This is a genomic window from Flavobacterium profundi (assembly GCF_006491645.1).
Classification (GTDB): Bacteria; Bacteroidota; Bacteroidia; order Flavobacteriales; family Flavobacteriaceae; genus Flavobacterium; species Flavobacterium profundi.
The window spans coordinates 96,024-111,440 of record NZ_VDCZ01000013.1 but is presented as its reverse complement, the minus strand read 5'-3'; the positions used below and the strand labels follow the sequence as shown (position 1 = coordinate 111,440).

The following is a 15,417-nucleotide window of genomic DNA, read 5'->3' as shown; positions in this document are numbered from 1 at the left end:
ACTAACTTCTTTTAGCAATTTGTTTTTTGTAAAAAACTTTTAATGTTATGAAACTGAAAAAGATAATTAAAAATAAAAACGGAATAATAAATTTTAATTTACCTCTTATTCCTTTAAGACTCTTTTTATTTATATTGACACTTATATCTTTAATAACTTTATCCAAGTTAATCATGTTGATTTTATTATTCCCTTGTTCAATTATTAAATTTTCTTTTGTTTTAATAATATCATTTAAATAATTGTTTTCGTTATAATAAATAAGTTTGTCACTTTTTTGGTTAATTGAATTGCTTGAAAACTCATTTAATAAAGCGTTTATTTGAGCAATAGTACTATCATTTGCAACCATCTTAGCTTTAATATTTATTAAATTTTGTTTCTGTATGGCAGTAAAATAATCAGAATCATTTAAAAACTTTAAAATGGGGTCAATCGTATTTTTATTTGTAGTTGTTTCAACCGTATTAAATGTAATTTTATGAAAAGGGTAATTTTTACTTGTAATGTCGTTTTCAATAATTTCTTTTAAATTACCTTCTTCAGCCATTAACTTAATTAGTTCAAAATTTTCTTTTTTATTATCTACAAATTTGTATACATCTACAATGGGTTCGATTTCTATAATACCCATTTTTTTTGGTTCATTTACACCTATAGAGCTAAAAAATAAAGTATCATTTTCTTTTTTCTTAGAATTTAAAAGGTCAATTTTAGCATATAAGTAATCTGCACTTCCAAAATTTGGAGTTACAATAATCTCATGTTCATAGGTTTTATTTTTTTGGTCCAAAAAATACCCTAGTGTAAAACCTAAAATCAAAAGTATGATAATGACGATACTATTATTTTTTAGAAATAAAATAAATTCAAAAAAACGATCTAAAATAGATTCAAAAAAACCCTTAATACTTTTAAAAATTTGTCCTAAATCAACTTCTTGATCTTTTGAGTTTGTACTCATAGTCTTTTATTTTATGTTAAATATTTGTTCTAAAATTTTAATTGTAATTAAATACGTCGGTTTTACACCTGTAGTTCCAAGTCCACCAGATGCTAAAGTACTTCCTGTCTCTAAAGGGTTATCAGAAGCATAATAGGCGTAACGAACTTTTACATTTGCATTAATACTTTTTCTAATTTTAGAAGCAGATTGAATTGCTTTTTGATAATACGCTCCTTCCATTTCTAATCCAATAGCTTCCCAAGTTGACTCATGGAAAAACTTTAATAAATCTCTATTTTGAAGAGATGTACCTAAAACGGTAATCATAGGTCCAGAAAAAACAGGAATATCATTACCTTCAAACATACTTGCTGTTAATTCGTTTTCGAAAGGATAATTGTCAGCAGTACCTTCATTTACGTGAGCATTAGGAATCATGATATCACCTTTACCTCCTTGAAGAATACCTGCTTTACCCATTATAGAAACGGATTCGACATTTAAAAACAGTTTGTTCTTTTTATCTGTTTTAAAGGGTTTTAAAAGCTCATCTATAGTTTCAAAAGCTTGCTCCCCAAAAGCATAATCCATTACAATTAAAACAGGTTTTTCCGTTTCTAATGAAGCGTTTGAAAAAACAGTCTTCTTTAAGTCTATTTTGGCGGTATCAAAAATTTGTACATCTATATTGGTTCCTGAAGTATCAGGTAAAAAGAGCATTCCTTGTTTAAATGCATATTCTTCCACCTTTTTACGTATGTCTTTATTATTTGAACTACTTAAATCTTCAAATATTTGAAAGGGAGATGCTTCTTTATATTTTTTTCCAATAACGGGTTCTGCAAAGATGGAGTTCATCACACTATGCATATTAGCACTAATAATATGAAGTGGTCTATCAATTAAATTATTGGCTAATAATACTTCTTTAATATTGGTTGCCCAAATATCGCCATATATATGATGTCCTAAACGCTCTCTTAAAATAGGACTAAAGGTGATGGTTCTTTTATTATTATCTACAATTTCTTCAATTGCTAATCTTCCTAACCAGTACACCACATGTATAAATCGGTCAGGAGCATCTATAGTAGCAAAATCATCATAAATATCTTTTACTTCTGCAAAAGTTCTTCCAAGCACGTTAGCTGCATGAGAAATGGCTTTTTCTCTTTCTATCAAAGTAAGTTTTTTAGTTTGATTAACTACTTGCTCTAATTTTTGCCAATCTCTTGTTACCGAACCATCATCTGCAATTAAAACTCTGTTTTTAATTTTATGCGACTCGATAAAAACAAAAGTAAGATGGGTTAAGATATCATATATATCAGAACGTCCTCTTGTAATTTCTACATTCATCTGCTCATCATCGATACGATAACAGTTTCTTCTTCTTTTTGGAGGAACAATCGCTTTAAAATGAGAATTAGAATATCCTTCATCTGAAGTTAAATTAATATACCTACATTCTTCAATTCCTATAGGTAACCTTTCAATTACATAAAGTAATCCATTAAGTTCTACTTTTTCTTCTGCTATACTACCATAGATTTCTGGTCGTAGTGATAGTAAAGCTTCTCTTAAAGTTTCTCCTGAAACACCCATTGGTTTGTAAAAACCTCTGTTAAATAAATGTCTCATGGTAATGTACAGTCGTTCAATAGCTGCCGACGACTCTTGCGCTCTAGAACGCGAAATGTTTTTAATGTCCTTCATTAATATTTTATTTATCTAACCAGCAAAGGTAAGATTTTTATTTCTTAGTTGGTTAATATAAGATTAATCGCAGGTTCAAATATGGTTAATTTGTCTTTTGGATTTTGTTCATTTATTTTTTTATTCCATTTTCCTCCATAAAAACTGTACAAGACATCACGTTCTACATAATTGTACAACACAAGAGGATAATAGGTTTTTTGAGTTTTTTCTCTTTTCGTGTATGGATCCACTATTTGTCTTTCCAATTTATTGCTTTCTATCATTAGTTTTTCGTAGGCAACAAAAATTCCGTTGTTTGGAATTACAAGGTTAAAATCGGAAACATCAAATTTATTTCGTAAAATTCCCTTTTTTACTTTAACCAAAAAGTCTTTGTTTAATAGTTCTTCTCCTGGTGAACCATCTTCATTGACAGCGTAAAAATGTATTTTTATAGTAGACTCATCAATTTTACAATCGGTTTGAATACTTACTCTTTTTATAAAAGGTGTTTTTTTGTATGACTCTTTATATGGAAAGTATTTCGCTTCTATTTTTGGTCCATTATCAAAGGTTTGTAAAATGGCATTAGGCGTTTTTCCAATTTCAATTTCTTTTGTGTCTTTTTTATTTAAAACAACTACCTCATCTAATTCAATTACAGCTGCTTTTAAAAAAACTTCTTTTGCTTCTGAAGCTTTAACTACTCTTTTATAAAATCCTAAAGCAGAAAAAACAAGGTTAGGATTTCCTTCTTTTACAGTAATAGCAAAACTACCATCAAAATCTGATGTGGTACCTATTTCTTGATTTTCAATCCAAATGTTAACAAAAGGAATAGGTTCTTTTGAAATACTATCTCTTACTACGCCTCTAATTTGTGCTGAAATAGAAAAACTACTCAGCAGTAAGAATACGAAAAATGGAGTTTTTAATTTCATGTAATAGTAATAGCTATTTTGTTTTTAGTTTATCTGCAATGTTTCTGTTGTCACTTAATCGAGGCAACTTGTTTTGGCCTCCTAATTTACCTATAGATTTCATATATTCCTGAAAACCATTTTTTTCTACTTTTGAAATTACTAATGTTCGCAAAACTTTACCGGTAATTAAATCATCATAATACACATTTTGCTTGCGCATAGCAGTATCAATTTTTAAGGCAAAATCTTCCAAGTCAACCGGTTCTTGTTCAAACTCAATCAACCATTCGTGGTAAGGCAATCCATTTACAGGAGTAATTTGTGGTGCTACAGTAAATTCATTTATTTGGATTGAAGTATCCTGAATTGCTTCTTCTAAAGCACTTTCAACTTCTTTGGCAATTACATGTTCTCCAAATGCAGAGATAAAATGTTTTATCCTACCAGAAACAATAATTTTATAAGGTTTTAAGCTGGTAAACTGAATTGTATCGCCAATATTATACGACCAAAGTCCTGCGTTAGTTGAAATAAGTAAAGCATAATTAACACCGAGTTCCACTTCACCAATTGTATAGCGTTTTGCAGGTAAACCATTAGGTGTGTTATAAAATTCTTCTGCTTTAACAAATTCATAGAAAATTCCTGAATTTAAAAGCAATAACATGCCTTTTTCTTGTTGGGAATTCTGGTAAGCAAAAAACCCTTCAGAAGCAGGAAAGAGTTCGATGGAATCAACTCTTCTTCCTATTAAATTCTCAAATTTTGCACGATAGGGTTCATAATTTACACCTCCATAAATAAACAAATTGAAATTTTTAAAAATTTCACCTACAGGCTTATGTGCACGTTCTTGTAATTTCTCAAAATACATTTGTACCCAAGAAGGAATTCCGGAAATAACCGTCATGTTTTCATGAAGGGTTTCTTCCACTATCGCATTCACTTTTGTTTCCCAATCTTCGATACAATTAGTCTTCCAACTAGGCATACGATTCTTTTGTAAATATTTAGGAACAAAATGAGCCACTATCCCTGACAATCTACCCAGTTTAATACCGTTTTTTTCTTCTAAAATAGGACTTCCTTGAAGAAATATCATTTTCCCATTTACAAAACCTGCATTTCCTGTCTCATTAATGTAATTTAATATAGCATTTCTAGCCGCTTCAATATGAAAAGGCATGGATTCTTTAGTAAGCGGAATATATTTCGCTCCTGAGGTGGTTCCCGAAGTTTTTGCAAAATAGAGTGGTTTTCCTTTCCAGAGGATATTCTCTTCTCCTTTGATTACCTTTTCAATATAGGGTTTTAAATCTTCATAATCTCGAATAGGTACTTTTTCTGCAAATTCCTGAAAAGTAGTTATATTTTTGAAGTCGTGATCTTTACCAAATTGCGTATCTTTAGCTTGCGCTATCAACTCTAGAAATACTTTTTTTTGAGTAGCAACTGGATTATCAATCCAATGTTGATTTTTCAAATGTATTTTTTTGGCAAAAATTTTTGCAGCAAAAGTCTTAATTGACATATTTATTGAAAGTTAATAAACTGAGTAGGATTTATTGGAAAACCATCTTTCCATAGTTCAAAGCGTAAGGTACTATTTTCATCTGTTGTAGCTAAATTTCCGGCTAAAGCAATAACTTCTCCAGATTTTACAGTATCACCTTGTTTTTTTGTAGCGGCCGCTGCATTTTTATAAACAGATAAAATACCTTCTTGATGTTCTATAATAACCACATATCCATAAGAAGGAGTCCATTCAGAAAAAATTATAGTTCCAGAAGCTACCGCTTTTATAGGGGTATTGTTTGCTAAAGCAATTTTAACGGCTAAAAAGTTATTTTTAGCATTATAGTTTTCAATAATGGTTCCTTCTGCTGGTGAAAACAAGACGAAGTTTACTTTAGGTTTAGCATTTTCGAAAACATTGTATTTATCTTCTTGAATAACCTTGTTTCTTAGTTCTTTTTCAACTTCTTTAGTGGCTAAAACACTTTCGTCAATCGTTTGTTTTTCAGAAGCAATTAAGGAATCTTTATTTAATTTAGCGTATTCTAAATCTCCAGTCAATACTTTTTTAATTGAGGAAATATAGAGGTTATTTATTTCAACTGATTTTTGAAGGGAATCGGATTTGATAGCTAAATTCATCGCATCTTTTTTCAACTGCGTGGAAGCATATCCAGGAATGTATTCCCTTAAAGGAGTAAAAGCAATAATGTAAGTGGTAATTCCGATTAAAAAAATGGCTGAAAGTGTTACAACAACGAAAACATTCATTAGATTTAATTTTAATGAGAACGTTTCTTCAAAAGTATCCTCATTAAGAATAACTAATCGTCTCTTGTTGAAAAGCTTCTTTAAAAGTATCTGCCTTTTTTTTCTTTTTTTAGTCATTTCACTTTCAATTATAGACTCACAAATATACTAATTACAACGGTTTTTTAGGAAAAACAGTATAATTATTAGTTAAAAAATATAGGTTTATCATTTTCTTGTTATCTTTGTACCTTTAATTATTTGAAATCATGAATGCATTAACAATTTTTTTAGGTGTTGTAGGAACCCCACAAATAATACTAGTAGTCGTTATTGTACTTTTGTTATTTGGTGGTAAAAAAATTCCAGAATTAATGAAAGGTCTTGGTGGTGGTGTGAAAGAATTTAAAAACGCTATGAAAGAAGAAGACCAAAAATTGACTAAAAAAGAAGACGATACGAAAGAATAAGTCTACTAAATTTCTTATACTAAAAATCCAAATTCCAACTTAAACTAAGTTTAAAATCGGAATTTGGATTTTTTTATTTTACAGTATCATCGTTAACTGAATTCTCTTTCTGACTTCATCCACATCAACTGCTTTTAATTAGCTTTTTGTTAATTAATATTTATACTTAATTAGTTTTTTTTATAACAATAAATTATTTTTGTAAAGTGGTAAATATAGAAGAAAATCGTTTAATGGTAGATGTTCTAAGAAAACTAGATTTTTTTAGTTCTGATTTATATATTGAAAATAATTATCCAGAAATTATTTTTACTAAAAATCCCCCATCTAATCTTCGACCAAAACATACTATTGCTCTTGAATATGCATCCGTTTTAGAAGCAGATGCAGTCTATTTTAAATATTATGACGATAATAGAGATTGTGTAGCTCAAGTTTATTTTTATGATAATCAAAATTCTAAATACGACAAAAGTAAAATTGCTGAAATTCATAGGAATGTTTACAGCAGTAGTCAAGTTGCATTAATAGCAATAATTGATAAAATCAACATCACTCTTTACGATACAAGAAAACCAGTCAAGATAGAAAATGAAAACACTATTACTAATGATGAATGTGTAATTGAAAGATCATACTCATTAGAAAATGAGCTAAATATTTTATCAAAATATTTTAATGCAAAAAAATTAAATAGTGGTGAATTTTGGGAGTCTAAAGAAGCTTCTAAACATTTTAGAAACAATACCTCAGCTTATGAAGAACTTGTCAAATCATTATCTTTAATTAGAAAAAGCTTTCATATTGTTTTTCAAAGTGATAATAATTTCAAAAACAATCCTAAAGATGCAAATGATTTTGCAGATGAAATATTGTTTAAATGTATTCTGGTTAAATATCTAGAAGAAAATGGATTAGAAGATGCTCAAGAATTTTATAGAAAAAATAAACTTCCTGATTCATTAAACAAAATCTTAGAGGAAAATAAATTAAGTATTCTTTTAGATAAACTCGATTTCCATTTTAATGGAAATGTATTTTTTATCGACAGTGAAAGAAAAAATCTTTTAAATAAATTAAATTTAACATCACTGGCACTTTGTCTAGAAGGAAAATTTGGAAGTAATACAACTCTCTATATATGGAAAATGTATTCTTTTAAGCATATTCCTATTGAATTAATCAGTAATTTTTATGAAGAATTTATTCCTAAAGACAAGGAAAATTCAGGAACGGTCTATACTCCAAGCCATTTGGTTAATTTGCTAATTGATGAATGTTTACCTTTATCTAACAAAGAAGAAGATTTAATATATAATGTTAGATTGGCTGATGTGAGTTGTGGAAGTGGAATATTTATTACAACAGCTTTCAAACGATTAGTACAACGCTGGAGAGTAAAAAACAGAAATAAAAAAACAGGAGAATTAGCAACTCCTAACTTAAAAATCGTTAAGAAAATTTTATCTGATAATGTTTTTGGTGTTGATTTACATCCTACTTCAGTTAAACTAACTAAATTCAGTCTTCAATTAGCTTTATGTCAATTAGTTCCTAATAAAGAATTATGGACTTGGAATGAAGATAAGATCTTTAAAGATTTACAAAATATTAATATCTACAACAAAGATTTTTTTGATTTTTTAATTGAAAATAAAGATTTTCATAATAGCCTAGATTTAATAATTGGTAACCCACCATTTCAATCTTTAAAAGAAGATAAAAAGATTAAGGAATATTCTACAATTACAAAAAAATTAAAAGAAAATATCAACTTTGAATTCTCTGTTAAAATACCTGATAATCAACTAGCTCTAATGTTTTTAGAAGCAAGTAGTTTACTTCTAAGAAATCAAGGTGAATTGTGTTTCATACAAAAATCCACTTCTTTATTATATAATTCTGGTGCAAAAGAGTTCAGAAATTCATTATTTAATCAATTTTACGTTCATCAGATAATTGATTTTACTTTATTAAAAAATGATTTATTCAAATCGAAAAGTCGTGAAATTTTGGACGAAAATCAAAAACCTGTTTTAGACAGTAAAGGAAAACCAAAAAAAAGTAAAAGTACCTCAGTAGAATCTTGTGCTGTTTTTTATAAAAAAGAATTTGTTGAAGAGTATAATACAAATCATATTGTTTCAAGATTATTAAAAAACACCAAAGATGGATTATCATTTGAATTTGATTACTATGATTTTTATGATATTCCAAAAGAAATTGTTTTAAATGACAATACTATTTGGAGATGTAATTTATTAGGTGGAAATCGATTAAATCATTTAATAAATAAATTAAATAAAAAAACACATTTTCAAACAAATTTAGAGGATTATATTTTTAATTATTTAAATATAGATAAAGAAAAATATACTGAAGGGTTTATGATAGGAACTCCACAAGGAGAAAAAGATGGTAAAAATAAAGAATGTCAATATGTTACTAATAAAGACATATTAACAGCTAAAAATTTTGATGTTCTTGACTATCAAAATCTTTCTGATAAAACTAAATTCTATTACGTGCCAAAAGAAGAAGCTTTTTTGGGTCCAATAATTACAATTAAAGAGCAAATTACAAAATCTAAATCATTTGTTAGATTGCATAAAAATAATATTGCCTATGATTCTAGAATTGTAGGGATTTCCTTTTCTGAGATTGAAAATGGTTTAGAAATAGCAAAAAATATATATCATATTTTACAAAAAAATGAAAAAATAAATGCTTTAAAAACATTAGCAACCTGTTCGCAATTTTTCTTAGGTTCTTCTTCCGTAATTCAAAAAGCTGATATAAATAATTGGACTATTCCATTAGAAGGAGATGAAATTTATCTTTCTTTTTCGGAAAAAATTATAATGAATGACGTTTTAGACTATATCTACCCTTCTTGGTATGAAGGTGAAAAAGCCGTTATAAATAAAAATGAATCATCTAATGACAATCTATTAGCTTTTGCAGATATATTTAATCAATCATTTAATTCTATTTACAAAAAAGATTCTAAAGAACAGGTTTTAAAGAAAATCTATTATGGTAAAACATTTTATGCTTTAGAGTTCGAATATGGCGAAAACATTAAATACGAAGGAATATTTGAAAATGCATTTGATATAAATAATTTAATAATTAACGAATTTTCAACTAATTCAATTACAAAAAGAGTAATGCGTATTTATCGACCAAATTCTATCTTTTTGATAAAACCAAAAAATCTTAGATATTGGTTAAAATCTATAGCATTGAGAGATGCTGACGATGTTTTTGAGGATATGATAAAAAATGGATATTAATGCGAAAAGGTTCTAATAGGTACAATAATCCATTTTTTAATAACATTGACACCAATACTTATGTCAATGAAATAATACTTTTTATAGAACAAAAATTGAACCTATTCCCTGATTATCTAAAAAATAGTAGCATCCTTCAAAATTTACCTAATACCATAGAAGGTGAAAACAAAATTACAGAAAACCTATGTGTGTTTTTTAATACCCATGAAAAGAAATATACTTATACTTTTGAAAAACAGGATAATTATGAATTTCAATTCAGTAATCAATCTACTGGAAAAGGGCATAGAACATACGATACAGGAGTAATACTTGCTAATACAAAAGGAAATCTAGGAAAAATAGTAGTTATGGAAGCTAAAAGACTTCCAACTCCTGGAAGTAAAAGAGAAAAAGAATATGTCGAAGGAAATTTAGGGGGAATTGAACGTTTCAAAAAAGAAGTTCATTCTCAAGAAATTTCTAATAATCTAGCTATTATGATTGGGTATATACAAGGAGAAAATTCAAGTCATTGGTATGCAAAAGTTAATGAATGGATTAACGAACAACTGCAACAAAGTACAAATCCTGATATTTCTTGGTTTGAAGAAGATAAATTAAAAATAGACCTAAATTTTATTTGTGAAAATGAAAAAATAACCAAGTATCTTTCTGCACATTCTAGAATTACCTTAGACAAAATCAATTTAAATCATTATTGGATGATTTTAAATTAAAATCCCAAATTCCAATTGTCAAACTAAGTTTGTCGAAGTATCTTGGAATTTGTGATTTTTGATTTAATTTTTTACAATATCATCGTTAACTGAATTCTCTTTCTCGCTTCATCCACATCAACTACTTTTACTTGTACATGTTGGTGTAATTTAACAACTTCATTCACATCGGAAACATAGCCTTCTTTAAGTTGCGAAATATGAACCAAACCACTTTCTTTGATACCTACATCAACAAAGCAACCAAAAGCAGTAATGTTATTTACAATGCCTGGTAAAATCATACCCGCTCTTAAATCGTGAATTGATTTAACATTGGGATCAAATTCAAAAACTTTAGCTGCTTTTCGAGGGTCTAAACCTGGTTTTTCTAATTCTTTAACAATGTCTTTTAAACCTAAAATTCCTATTTCATCTGAAATATAATTTTCCAATTTAATTTGACTGATCTTTTCTTTATTGGCAATTAATTCGTTCACTGAAATTTTTAAATCCTTTGCCATTTTTTCTACTATTTTATATGCTTCTGGATGTACCGCAGAATTGTCTAATGGATTTATTCCTTCTTTAATTCGAATAAAAGCAGCTGCTTGTTGGTAGGCTTTATCACCTAATCTTGGTACTTTTTTAAGTTGTTTTCGGTCTTCAAAAGGGCCATTTTCAGATCGGTAAGCCACAATATTTTCAGCCATTTTTTCACCTATTCCGGAAACATAACTTAACAATGACTTGCTCGCAGTGTTTATATTTATTCCAACAGAGTTTACGCATCGAACCACAACGGTATCTAATTCTTCTTTCAACTTGGTTTGATCGACATCATGCTGGTACTGACCAACCCCAATTGATTTCGCATCTATTTTTACTAATTCCGCTAATGGATCGCTTAATCTTCTTCCTATGGAGACAGAACCTCGTACCGTAACATCATACGTTGGAAACTCATCACGAGCAATTTTAGAAGCAGAATAGACAGATGCACCCGCTTCTGAAACTACAAATACTTGAACCGGTTTATCAAAAGCTATTTTTTTGATAAAAAATTCCGTTTCTCTGCTTGCTGTTCCATTTCCAATAGAAATGGCTTCTATATTATAGGCATTTACCATAGAGCGCACCTTTTTCATCGCCATCGCATTTTCATTTTGAGGTGGATGTGGATAAATCGTTTCATTGTATAACAAATCGCCTTTTTCATCCAAACAAACTACTTTACAACCACTTCTATAGCCCGGATCGATTGCCATAATGCGTTTTTCACCAAGAGGAGGAGCTAGTAATAACTGACTTAAATTTCCTGCAAATACTTCAATTGCTTTTTCGTCTGCTTTCGCTTTAGCTTCTTGCAATGTTTCATTTGATATAGCAGGTTCTAATAAACGTTTATAACTATCTTTTATAGCTGTTTTAACTTGTGAAGTGCTCTCGTTTTTACCTTTTAAAATATTTTCTTCAATAAAATCAATGGCTTCATCATTTTCTAATTCTACTTTTAATTTGATAAAACCTTCTTTTTCGGCACGAAGCATGGCTAATAAACGATGTGAAGGTGCTTTTGAAATAGCTTCGCTCCAGTCAAAATACTGTTGAAATTTTTGAGCTTCTTCTTCTTCCGCTTTCTTTTTAACCACTTTGGTAGTAATGACTGCTTTTCTTTGGAACAAACGACGTAAATTTTTTCGGATGAACATATTTTCATTAATCCATTCGGCAATTATATCTCTTGCGCCTTGTAAAGCTTCATCTTCATTAGATACATTCTTAGAAAGGTATTTCGAGGCTTCAAATTCAATTTCATCATTATTTTGTGCCATAATAATTTTAGCCAAAGGTTCTAACCCGTTTTCTCTTGCTACATCAGCTTTGGTTTTCTTTTTCTTCTTATAAGGCAAATACAAATCTTCAATTTCTTGTAAATCAAAGCTATTCTGAATTTTAGATTTCAGTTCTGAAGTAAGTTGGCCTTGCTCTTCAATAGTTTTTAGAATCGCTTCTTTACGTTTCACAATTTCATCAAACTGTTTGGATAATTTCGCTATTGTCTCAATTTCTACCTCATCTAAATTTCCAGTTTGATCCTTTCGATAACGTGAAATAAAAGGAATGGTACAATCTTCAGAAAGTAATTTTAAGGTAGCTTCAATATTTTTATCAGCGGTTTTTACAACCGCTTTTACAAATTGGATTTGGTTCATTATAGTCAAAAATTTCTGGGTGCAATTTATACAAATAACTTTATTTGCTTAAAATAAACTAACGAAAATAAAGTGTATTTATTCTGCTATTTTTTTAAATGCCCATCCTAAATTTTCAATTACATCTGAAATTAACATACTTTCTTCACTTTGTTTGGATAATGTGATATCCGCAGCTAAACCATGAAGATACACGCTAATAATTGCTGCATGAATAGGAGGGTAGTGTTGTGCTAAAAAAGCAGTGATAATTCCTGTTAAAGCATCGCCCGAACCTCCTTTAGCTAGACCTGAATTTCCGGTGGTGTTTTCGTAAGAATCAATTCCATTGGTAATAAACGTTTGATGGCCTTTTAAAATAATAATACAATTCCATTGTGTCGCTTTTTTATGAGCTGTCTCTCTTCTTGCTTCTTCTGAAGTATGCGTACCAAATAATCGATCAAACTCTTTCGGATGCGGTGTTAAAATGGTTTGTTTAGGTAATTGGCTAAACCAATCTGGATTTTGGGCTAAAATATTTAAAGCGTCAGCATCTAAAACTAGGTTTTTCCTTACTTTTAGAAGGGAAGTATACACTATTTTTTGTGAAGCTTCATTTTGTTCCAATCCTGGTCCGATTCCTACTGCATTGAAAGGAGTAAAATCGATACTATTTTCTCTAAAATAAAGCATTGCTTCAGGAATGAAATTCGTAACACTTGTTTTTTCTTCTTTTGGAACATTTGTCGTTAATAGTCCAACACCAGCTCGTAAACAAGCTTTAGAAGCAATTAATGCTGCTCCCATTTTATTCGGACTTCCCACAATTAAAAAAGCGTGACCAAAATCTCCTTTATGGGTGTTTGGCTTTCTTTTTTTGTAAAAAGTTTGTACTAGGTTGTTATCAATAATCGTCATTTTACTTTACTATTAATCATCTCCTTCAAACCTAAAATTACGCTTCATAAAATTTAGTGCTGCTTCCACAATTTCACCCATAGAGGTTGCTTTTTTAAAATTAAGATCTAAAGTGTAATTATAAATTTCTTTTCCTAATTGTTCAATATGTTCTTTAGGTGCCAAAGGTGTTGATTTCATAGCAACCAATAAATCATGAATCCGAACTTTTGAATCTCGCAAGCGTTTTACAAGAACCGATCGTTCTTCATTTTGATACTGTTCAATAGAGCTTTGGCTCAATTTATTTTGAACCAATTGATTGTATTGAAAATTTTCTTTGAAAAGATGTGGTTTATACAATTTAAAGCTCCCTTCATAACTTTGTTGGTCAAAATCGATGGCTCTAATTTTAAATACCAATTGATCAAAATCATAAATAGGAATAATAACAAAATTATACGAACGCATATCGCCCAATAAACCAATCATACATCTTTCGTTAAACTTTACAAATTGTTTGGCTATTTGTGCTTTTTCATGCTCTGTACACTCTTTTAAGTTTTTTTCTATAAAAACATCTCCTGGAATACCTACAATGTGTTCTTCTATTAAAGTATCTTTAAATACCAAATAGTTGATTCGATTTGGCGATAAAATATGCTCTAATTCTAATCCATAAATACGAGATGCATCTGCCTTTTTTATATAAAAATGCGTGTAATTGTCATTTAAGATGTTTCTGACTTTAATTCGAAAGGGTTTGGAATTCCCAAACGTACAAAAGTCAATTTGGTCCACATTTAAAAAAGCAAAGCTACTTTCATTTCCATCAGAATGCAATAAGGTATAAATCTTTTTTAGATTTTTATCAATCTCTGCTCGTTCATATTCATTATAGTAAACACGAACCCATAAGGTATCTTTCCCCTCTTTATCAAATACAGAAATAGCGCCTTGAAAACGCAATAAATCTTCATAAAAAACATTGGTTTTAGTTAGTCTTTTATAGGTGTCCAAATAATCCCGAAGGGGCTTATTTATAGGGAAAGACTCTTTTTTTAACTGTTGTTTTTCGTTAGTCATTTTCAAGTAAAATTTTTAATCTTGTACGATATAGTCTTTAGGATCTTCTTTCTTAAATTCAGGTTGAATATTAATGTGATTGATTTCAAATTTTTCTAAAAGTACCTTTTCAATTTGATGCAACAATTCATTAAAATCACTAATTAGTATGTCTTCTGTACAATCTAAATGCGCTTCTAAGTGCAATTCTTCTTCATTTAAATGCCAAACATGAATATGATGCAATTTATTTACTCCTTTAATCTTATGAACTTCTCTAACGATTTCTTTGATATAAATATGATCTGGAGTAAAAAGCATTAAAATTTTAGTAGCTTTTTTTAATAAATCAAATCCAACAACAATTAGATAGATAGCAATTCCTAAAGTCATAATACTATCTATCCAATATATTTTGTAAAATAACATTAATAGACCACCTATTAAAACGGCAACAGAAGCCAACATATCAGTTAACAAATGCAAATAGGCCGATTTCATATTCATATTATGATTTGCGTCTTTTTTTAATAATAAAACGGAAAAACCATTTACAATAATACCTAGTAAAGCCAACCAAATCACTAAGTTGGATTCTATTTCAATAGGAGCTATTAAACGTTCAATAGCACCATAAATTAATATGAAAGCTACAATAACTAAAGTAGCTGCATTTACAAAAGCGGCCAATATTTCTGCTCTTTTAAATCCAAAAGTTTGGTTAAAAGAAGCTTTTCTTTTTGATAATTTATGAGCCACTAAACTAAAAATTAAGGATAAAACATCCGAAAAGTTATGCAAAGCATCTGAAATTAAAGCTAAGCTTCCGGATACAATACCACCAATAATTTGTGCTAGCGTAATAATCACATTTAAGACAATGGAAAACAATAAATTTTTGCCTTCTACTTGATGTTTATGATTATGACTGTGGCTATGAGACATATTTTTAATTGTT

12 protein-coding genes are annotated in these 15,417 nt (G+C 29.1%); 3 read left to right on the top strand and 9 right to left on the bottom strand.

The window, feature by feature from the left end; all coding sequences use genetic code 11:
- Nucleotide 1: 1 nt before the first annotated feature.
- From FHG05_RS15540 to FHG05_RS15520, 5 genes are read right to left on the bottom strand one after another with little or no spacing between them, the layout of a single operon-like run.
- Nucleotides 2-964, bottom strand: coding sequence for a hypothetical protein (locus tag FHG05_RS15540; RefSeq protein WP_140999027.1), 963 nt, complete (start codon nt 962-964; stop codon nt 2-4).
- Between the two features lie 6 nt (nt 965-970).
- Nucleotides 971-2,662: a DUF6909 family protein gene (locus FHG05_RS15535; protein ID WP_140999026.1), complete on the bottom strand. Its 1,692-nt coding sequence runs from the start codon at nt 2,660-2,662 to the stop codon at nt 971-973.
- A 44-nt stretch (nt 2,663-2,706) separates the two neighbouring features.
- Nucleotides 2,707-3,585: a carboxypeptidase-like regulatory domain-containing protein gene (locus tag FHG05_RS15530; protein ID WP_140999025.1), complete on the bottom strand. Its 879-nt coding sequence runs from the start codon at nt 3,583-3,585 to the stop codon at nt 2,707-2,709.
- A gap of 13 nt (nt 3,586-3,598) precedes the next feature.
- A complete protein-coding gene (locus FHG05_RS15525; RefSeq protein ID WP_140999024.1) occupies nt 3,599-5,098 on the bottom strand; it encodes a GH3 auxin-responsive promoter family protein in 1,500 nt (499 codons plus the stop codon).
- A gap of 2 nt (nt 5,099-5,100) precedes the next feature.
- Nucleotides 5,101-5,853 (bottom strand): murein hydrolase activator EnvC family protein, encoded by a 753-nt coding sequence (locus tag FHG05_RS15520; RefSeq protein ID WP_317130152.1) that lies wholly within the window; start codon nt 5,851-5,853, stop codon nt 5,101-5,103.
- Nucleotides 5,854-6,101: 248 nt separating this feature from the next.
- Between FHG05_RS15520 and FHG05_RS15515 the strand changes: the two genes are divergently transcribed.
- The 3 genes from FHG05_RS15515 to FHG05_RS15505 all read left to right on the top strand — a co-directional run bounded on the left by FHG05_RS15515 (nt 6,102) and on the right by FHG05_RS15505 (nt 10,320).
- Nucleotides 6,102-6,302 carry a twin-arginine translocase TatA/TatE family subunit gene (locus FHG05_RS15515; RefSeq protein ID WP_140999022.1) on the top strand — a complete coding sequence of 67 codons (201 nt, stop codon included), beginning with the start codon at nt 6,102-6,104 and terminating at the stop codon, nt 6,300-6,302.
- Between the two features lie 206 nt (nt 6,303-6,508).
- Nucleotides 6,509-9,598: an HsdM family class I SAM-dependent methyltransferase gene (locus FHG05_RS15510; RefSeq protein ID WP_140999021.1), complete on the top strand. Its 3,090-nt coding sequence runs from the start codon at nt 6,509-6,511 to the stop codon at nt 9,596-9,598.
- A complete protein-coding gene (locus FHG05_RS15505; RefSeq protein WP_140999020.1) occupies nt 9,598-10,320 on the top strand; it encodes a hypothetical protein in 723 nt (240 codons plus the stop codon). Before FHG05_RS15510 ends, FHG05_RS15505 begins: the two co-directional genes overlap by 1 nt.
- Before the next feature lie 71 nt (nt 10,321-10,391).
- Here FHG05_RS15505 and FHG05_RS15500 read toward each other — a convergent pair whose 3' ends face one another.
- The 4 genes from FHG05_RS15500 to FHG05_RS15485 form a co-directional block, all read right to left on the bottom strand.
- Complete coding sequence (locus FHG05_RS15500) at nt 10,392-12,515, bottom strand: Tex family protein (RefSeq protein ID WP_140999019.1); 2,124 nt, start codon at nt 12,513-12,515, stop codon at nt 10,392-10,394.
- Nucleotides 12,516-12,593: 78 nt separating this feature from the next.
- Nucleotides 12,594-13,415 (bottom strand): NAD(P)H-hydrate dehydratase, encoded by an 822-nt coding sequence (locus FHG05_RS15495; protein WP_140999018.1) that lies wholly within the window; start codon nt 13,413-13,415, stop codon nt 12,594-12,596.
- Nucleotides 13,416-13,427: 12 nt separating this feature from the next.
- The gene (locus FHG05_RS15490) at nt 13,428-14,480 is read right to left on the bottom strand and encodes a hypothetical protein (protein WP_140999017.1); all 1,053 of its coding nucleotides are present in this window, start codon (nt 14,478-14,480) and stop codon (nt 13,428-13,430) included.
- Nucleotides 14,481-14,495: 15 nt separating this feature from the next.
- On the bottom strand, nt 14,496-15,404 hold the full coding sequence (locus FHG05_RS15485) for a cation diffusion facilitator family transporter (RefSeq protein WP_140999016.1): 909 nt from the start codon (nt 15,402-15,404) through the stop codon (nt 14,496-14,498).
- Nucleotides 15,405-15,417: the final 13 nt, after the last annotated feature.

Excerpts from the sequence above, each read along its gene's own strand:
- FHG05_RS15540 (WP_140999027.1), bottom strand. The coding sequence starts at position 964 with ATGAGTACAAACTCAAAAGATCAAGAAGTTGATTTAGGACAAATTTTT.
- FHG05_RS15535 (WP_140999026.1), bottom strand. The coding sequence starts at position 2,662 with ATGAAGGACATTAAAAACATTTCGCGTTCTAGAGCGCAAGAGTCGTCG.
- FHG05_RS15530 (WP_140999025.1), bottom strand. The coding sequence starts at position 3,585 with ATGAAATTAAAAACTCCATTTTTCGTATTCTTACTGCTGAGTAGTTTT.
- FHG05_RS15525 (WP_140999024.1), bottom strand. The coding sequence starts at position 5,098 with ATGTCAATTAAGACTTTTGCTGCAAAAATTTTTGCCAAAAAAATACAT.
- FHG05_RS15520 (WP_317130152.1), bottom strand. The coding sequence starts at position 5,853 with ATGAATGTTTTCGTTGTTGTAACACTTTCAGCCATTTTTTTAATCGGA.
- FHG05_RS15515 (WP_140999022.1), top strand. The coding sequence starts at position 6,102 with ATGAATGCATTAACAATTTTTTTAGGTGTTGTAGGAACCCCACAAATA.
- FHG05_RS15505 (WP_140999020.1), top strand. The coding sequence starts at position 9,598 with ATGCGAAAAGGTTCTAATAGGTACAATAATCCATTTTTTAATAACATT.
- FHG05_RS15500 (WP_140999019.1), bottom strand. The coding sequence starts at position 12,515 with ATGAACCAAATCCAATTTGTAAAAGCGGTTGTAAAAACCGCTGATAAA.
- FHG05_RS15495 (WP_140999018.1), bottom strand. The coding sequence starts at position 13,415 with ATGACGATTATTGATAACAACCTAGTACAAACTTTTTACAAAAAAAGA.
- FHG05_RS15490 (WP_140999017.1), bottom strand. The coding sequence starts at position 14,480 with ATGACTAACGAAAAACAACAGTTAAAAAAAGAGTCTTTCCCTATAAAT.
- FHG05_RS15485 (WP_140999016.1), bottom strand. The coding sequence starts at position 15,404 with ATGTCTCATAGCCACAGTCATAATCATAAACATCAAGTAGAAGGCAAA.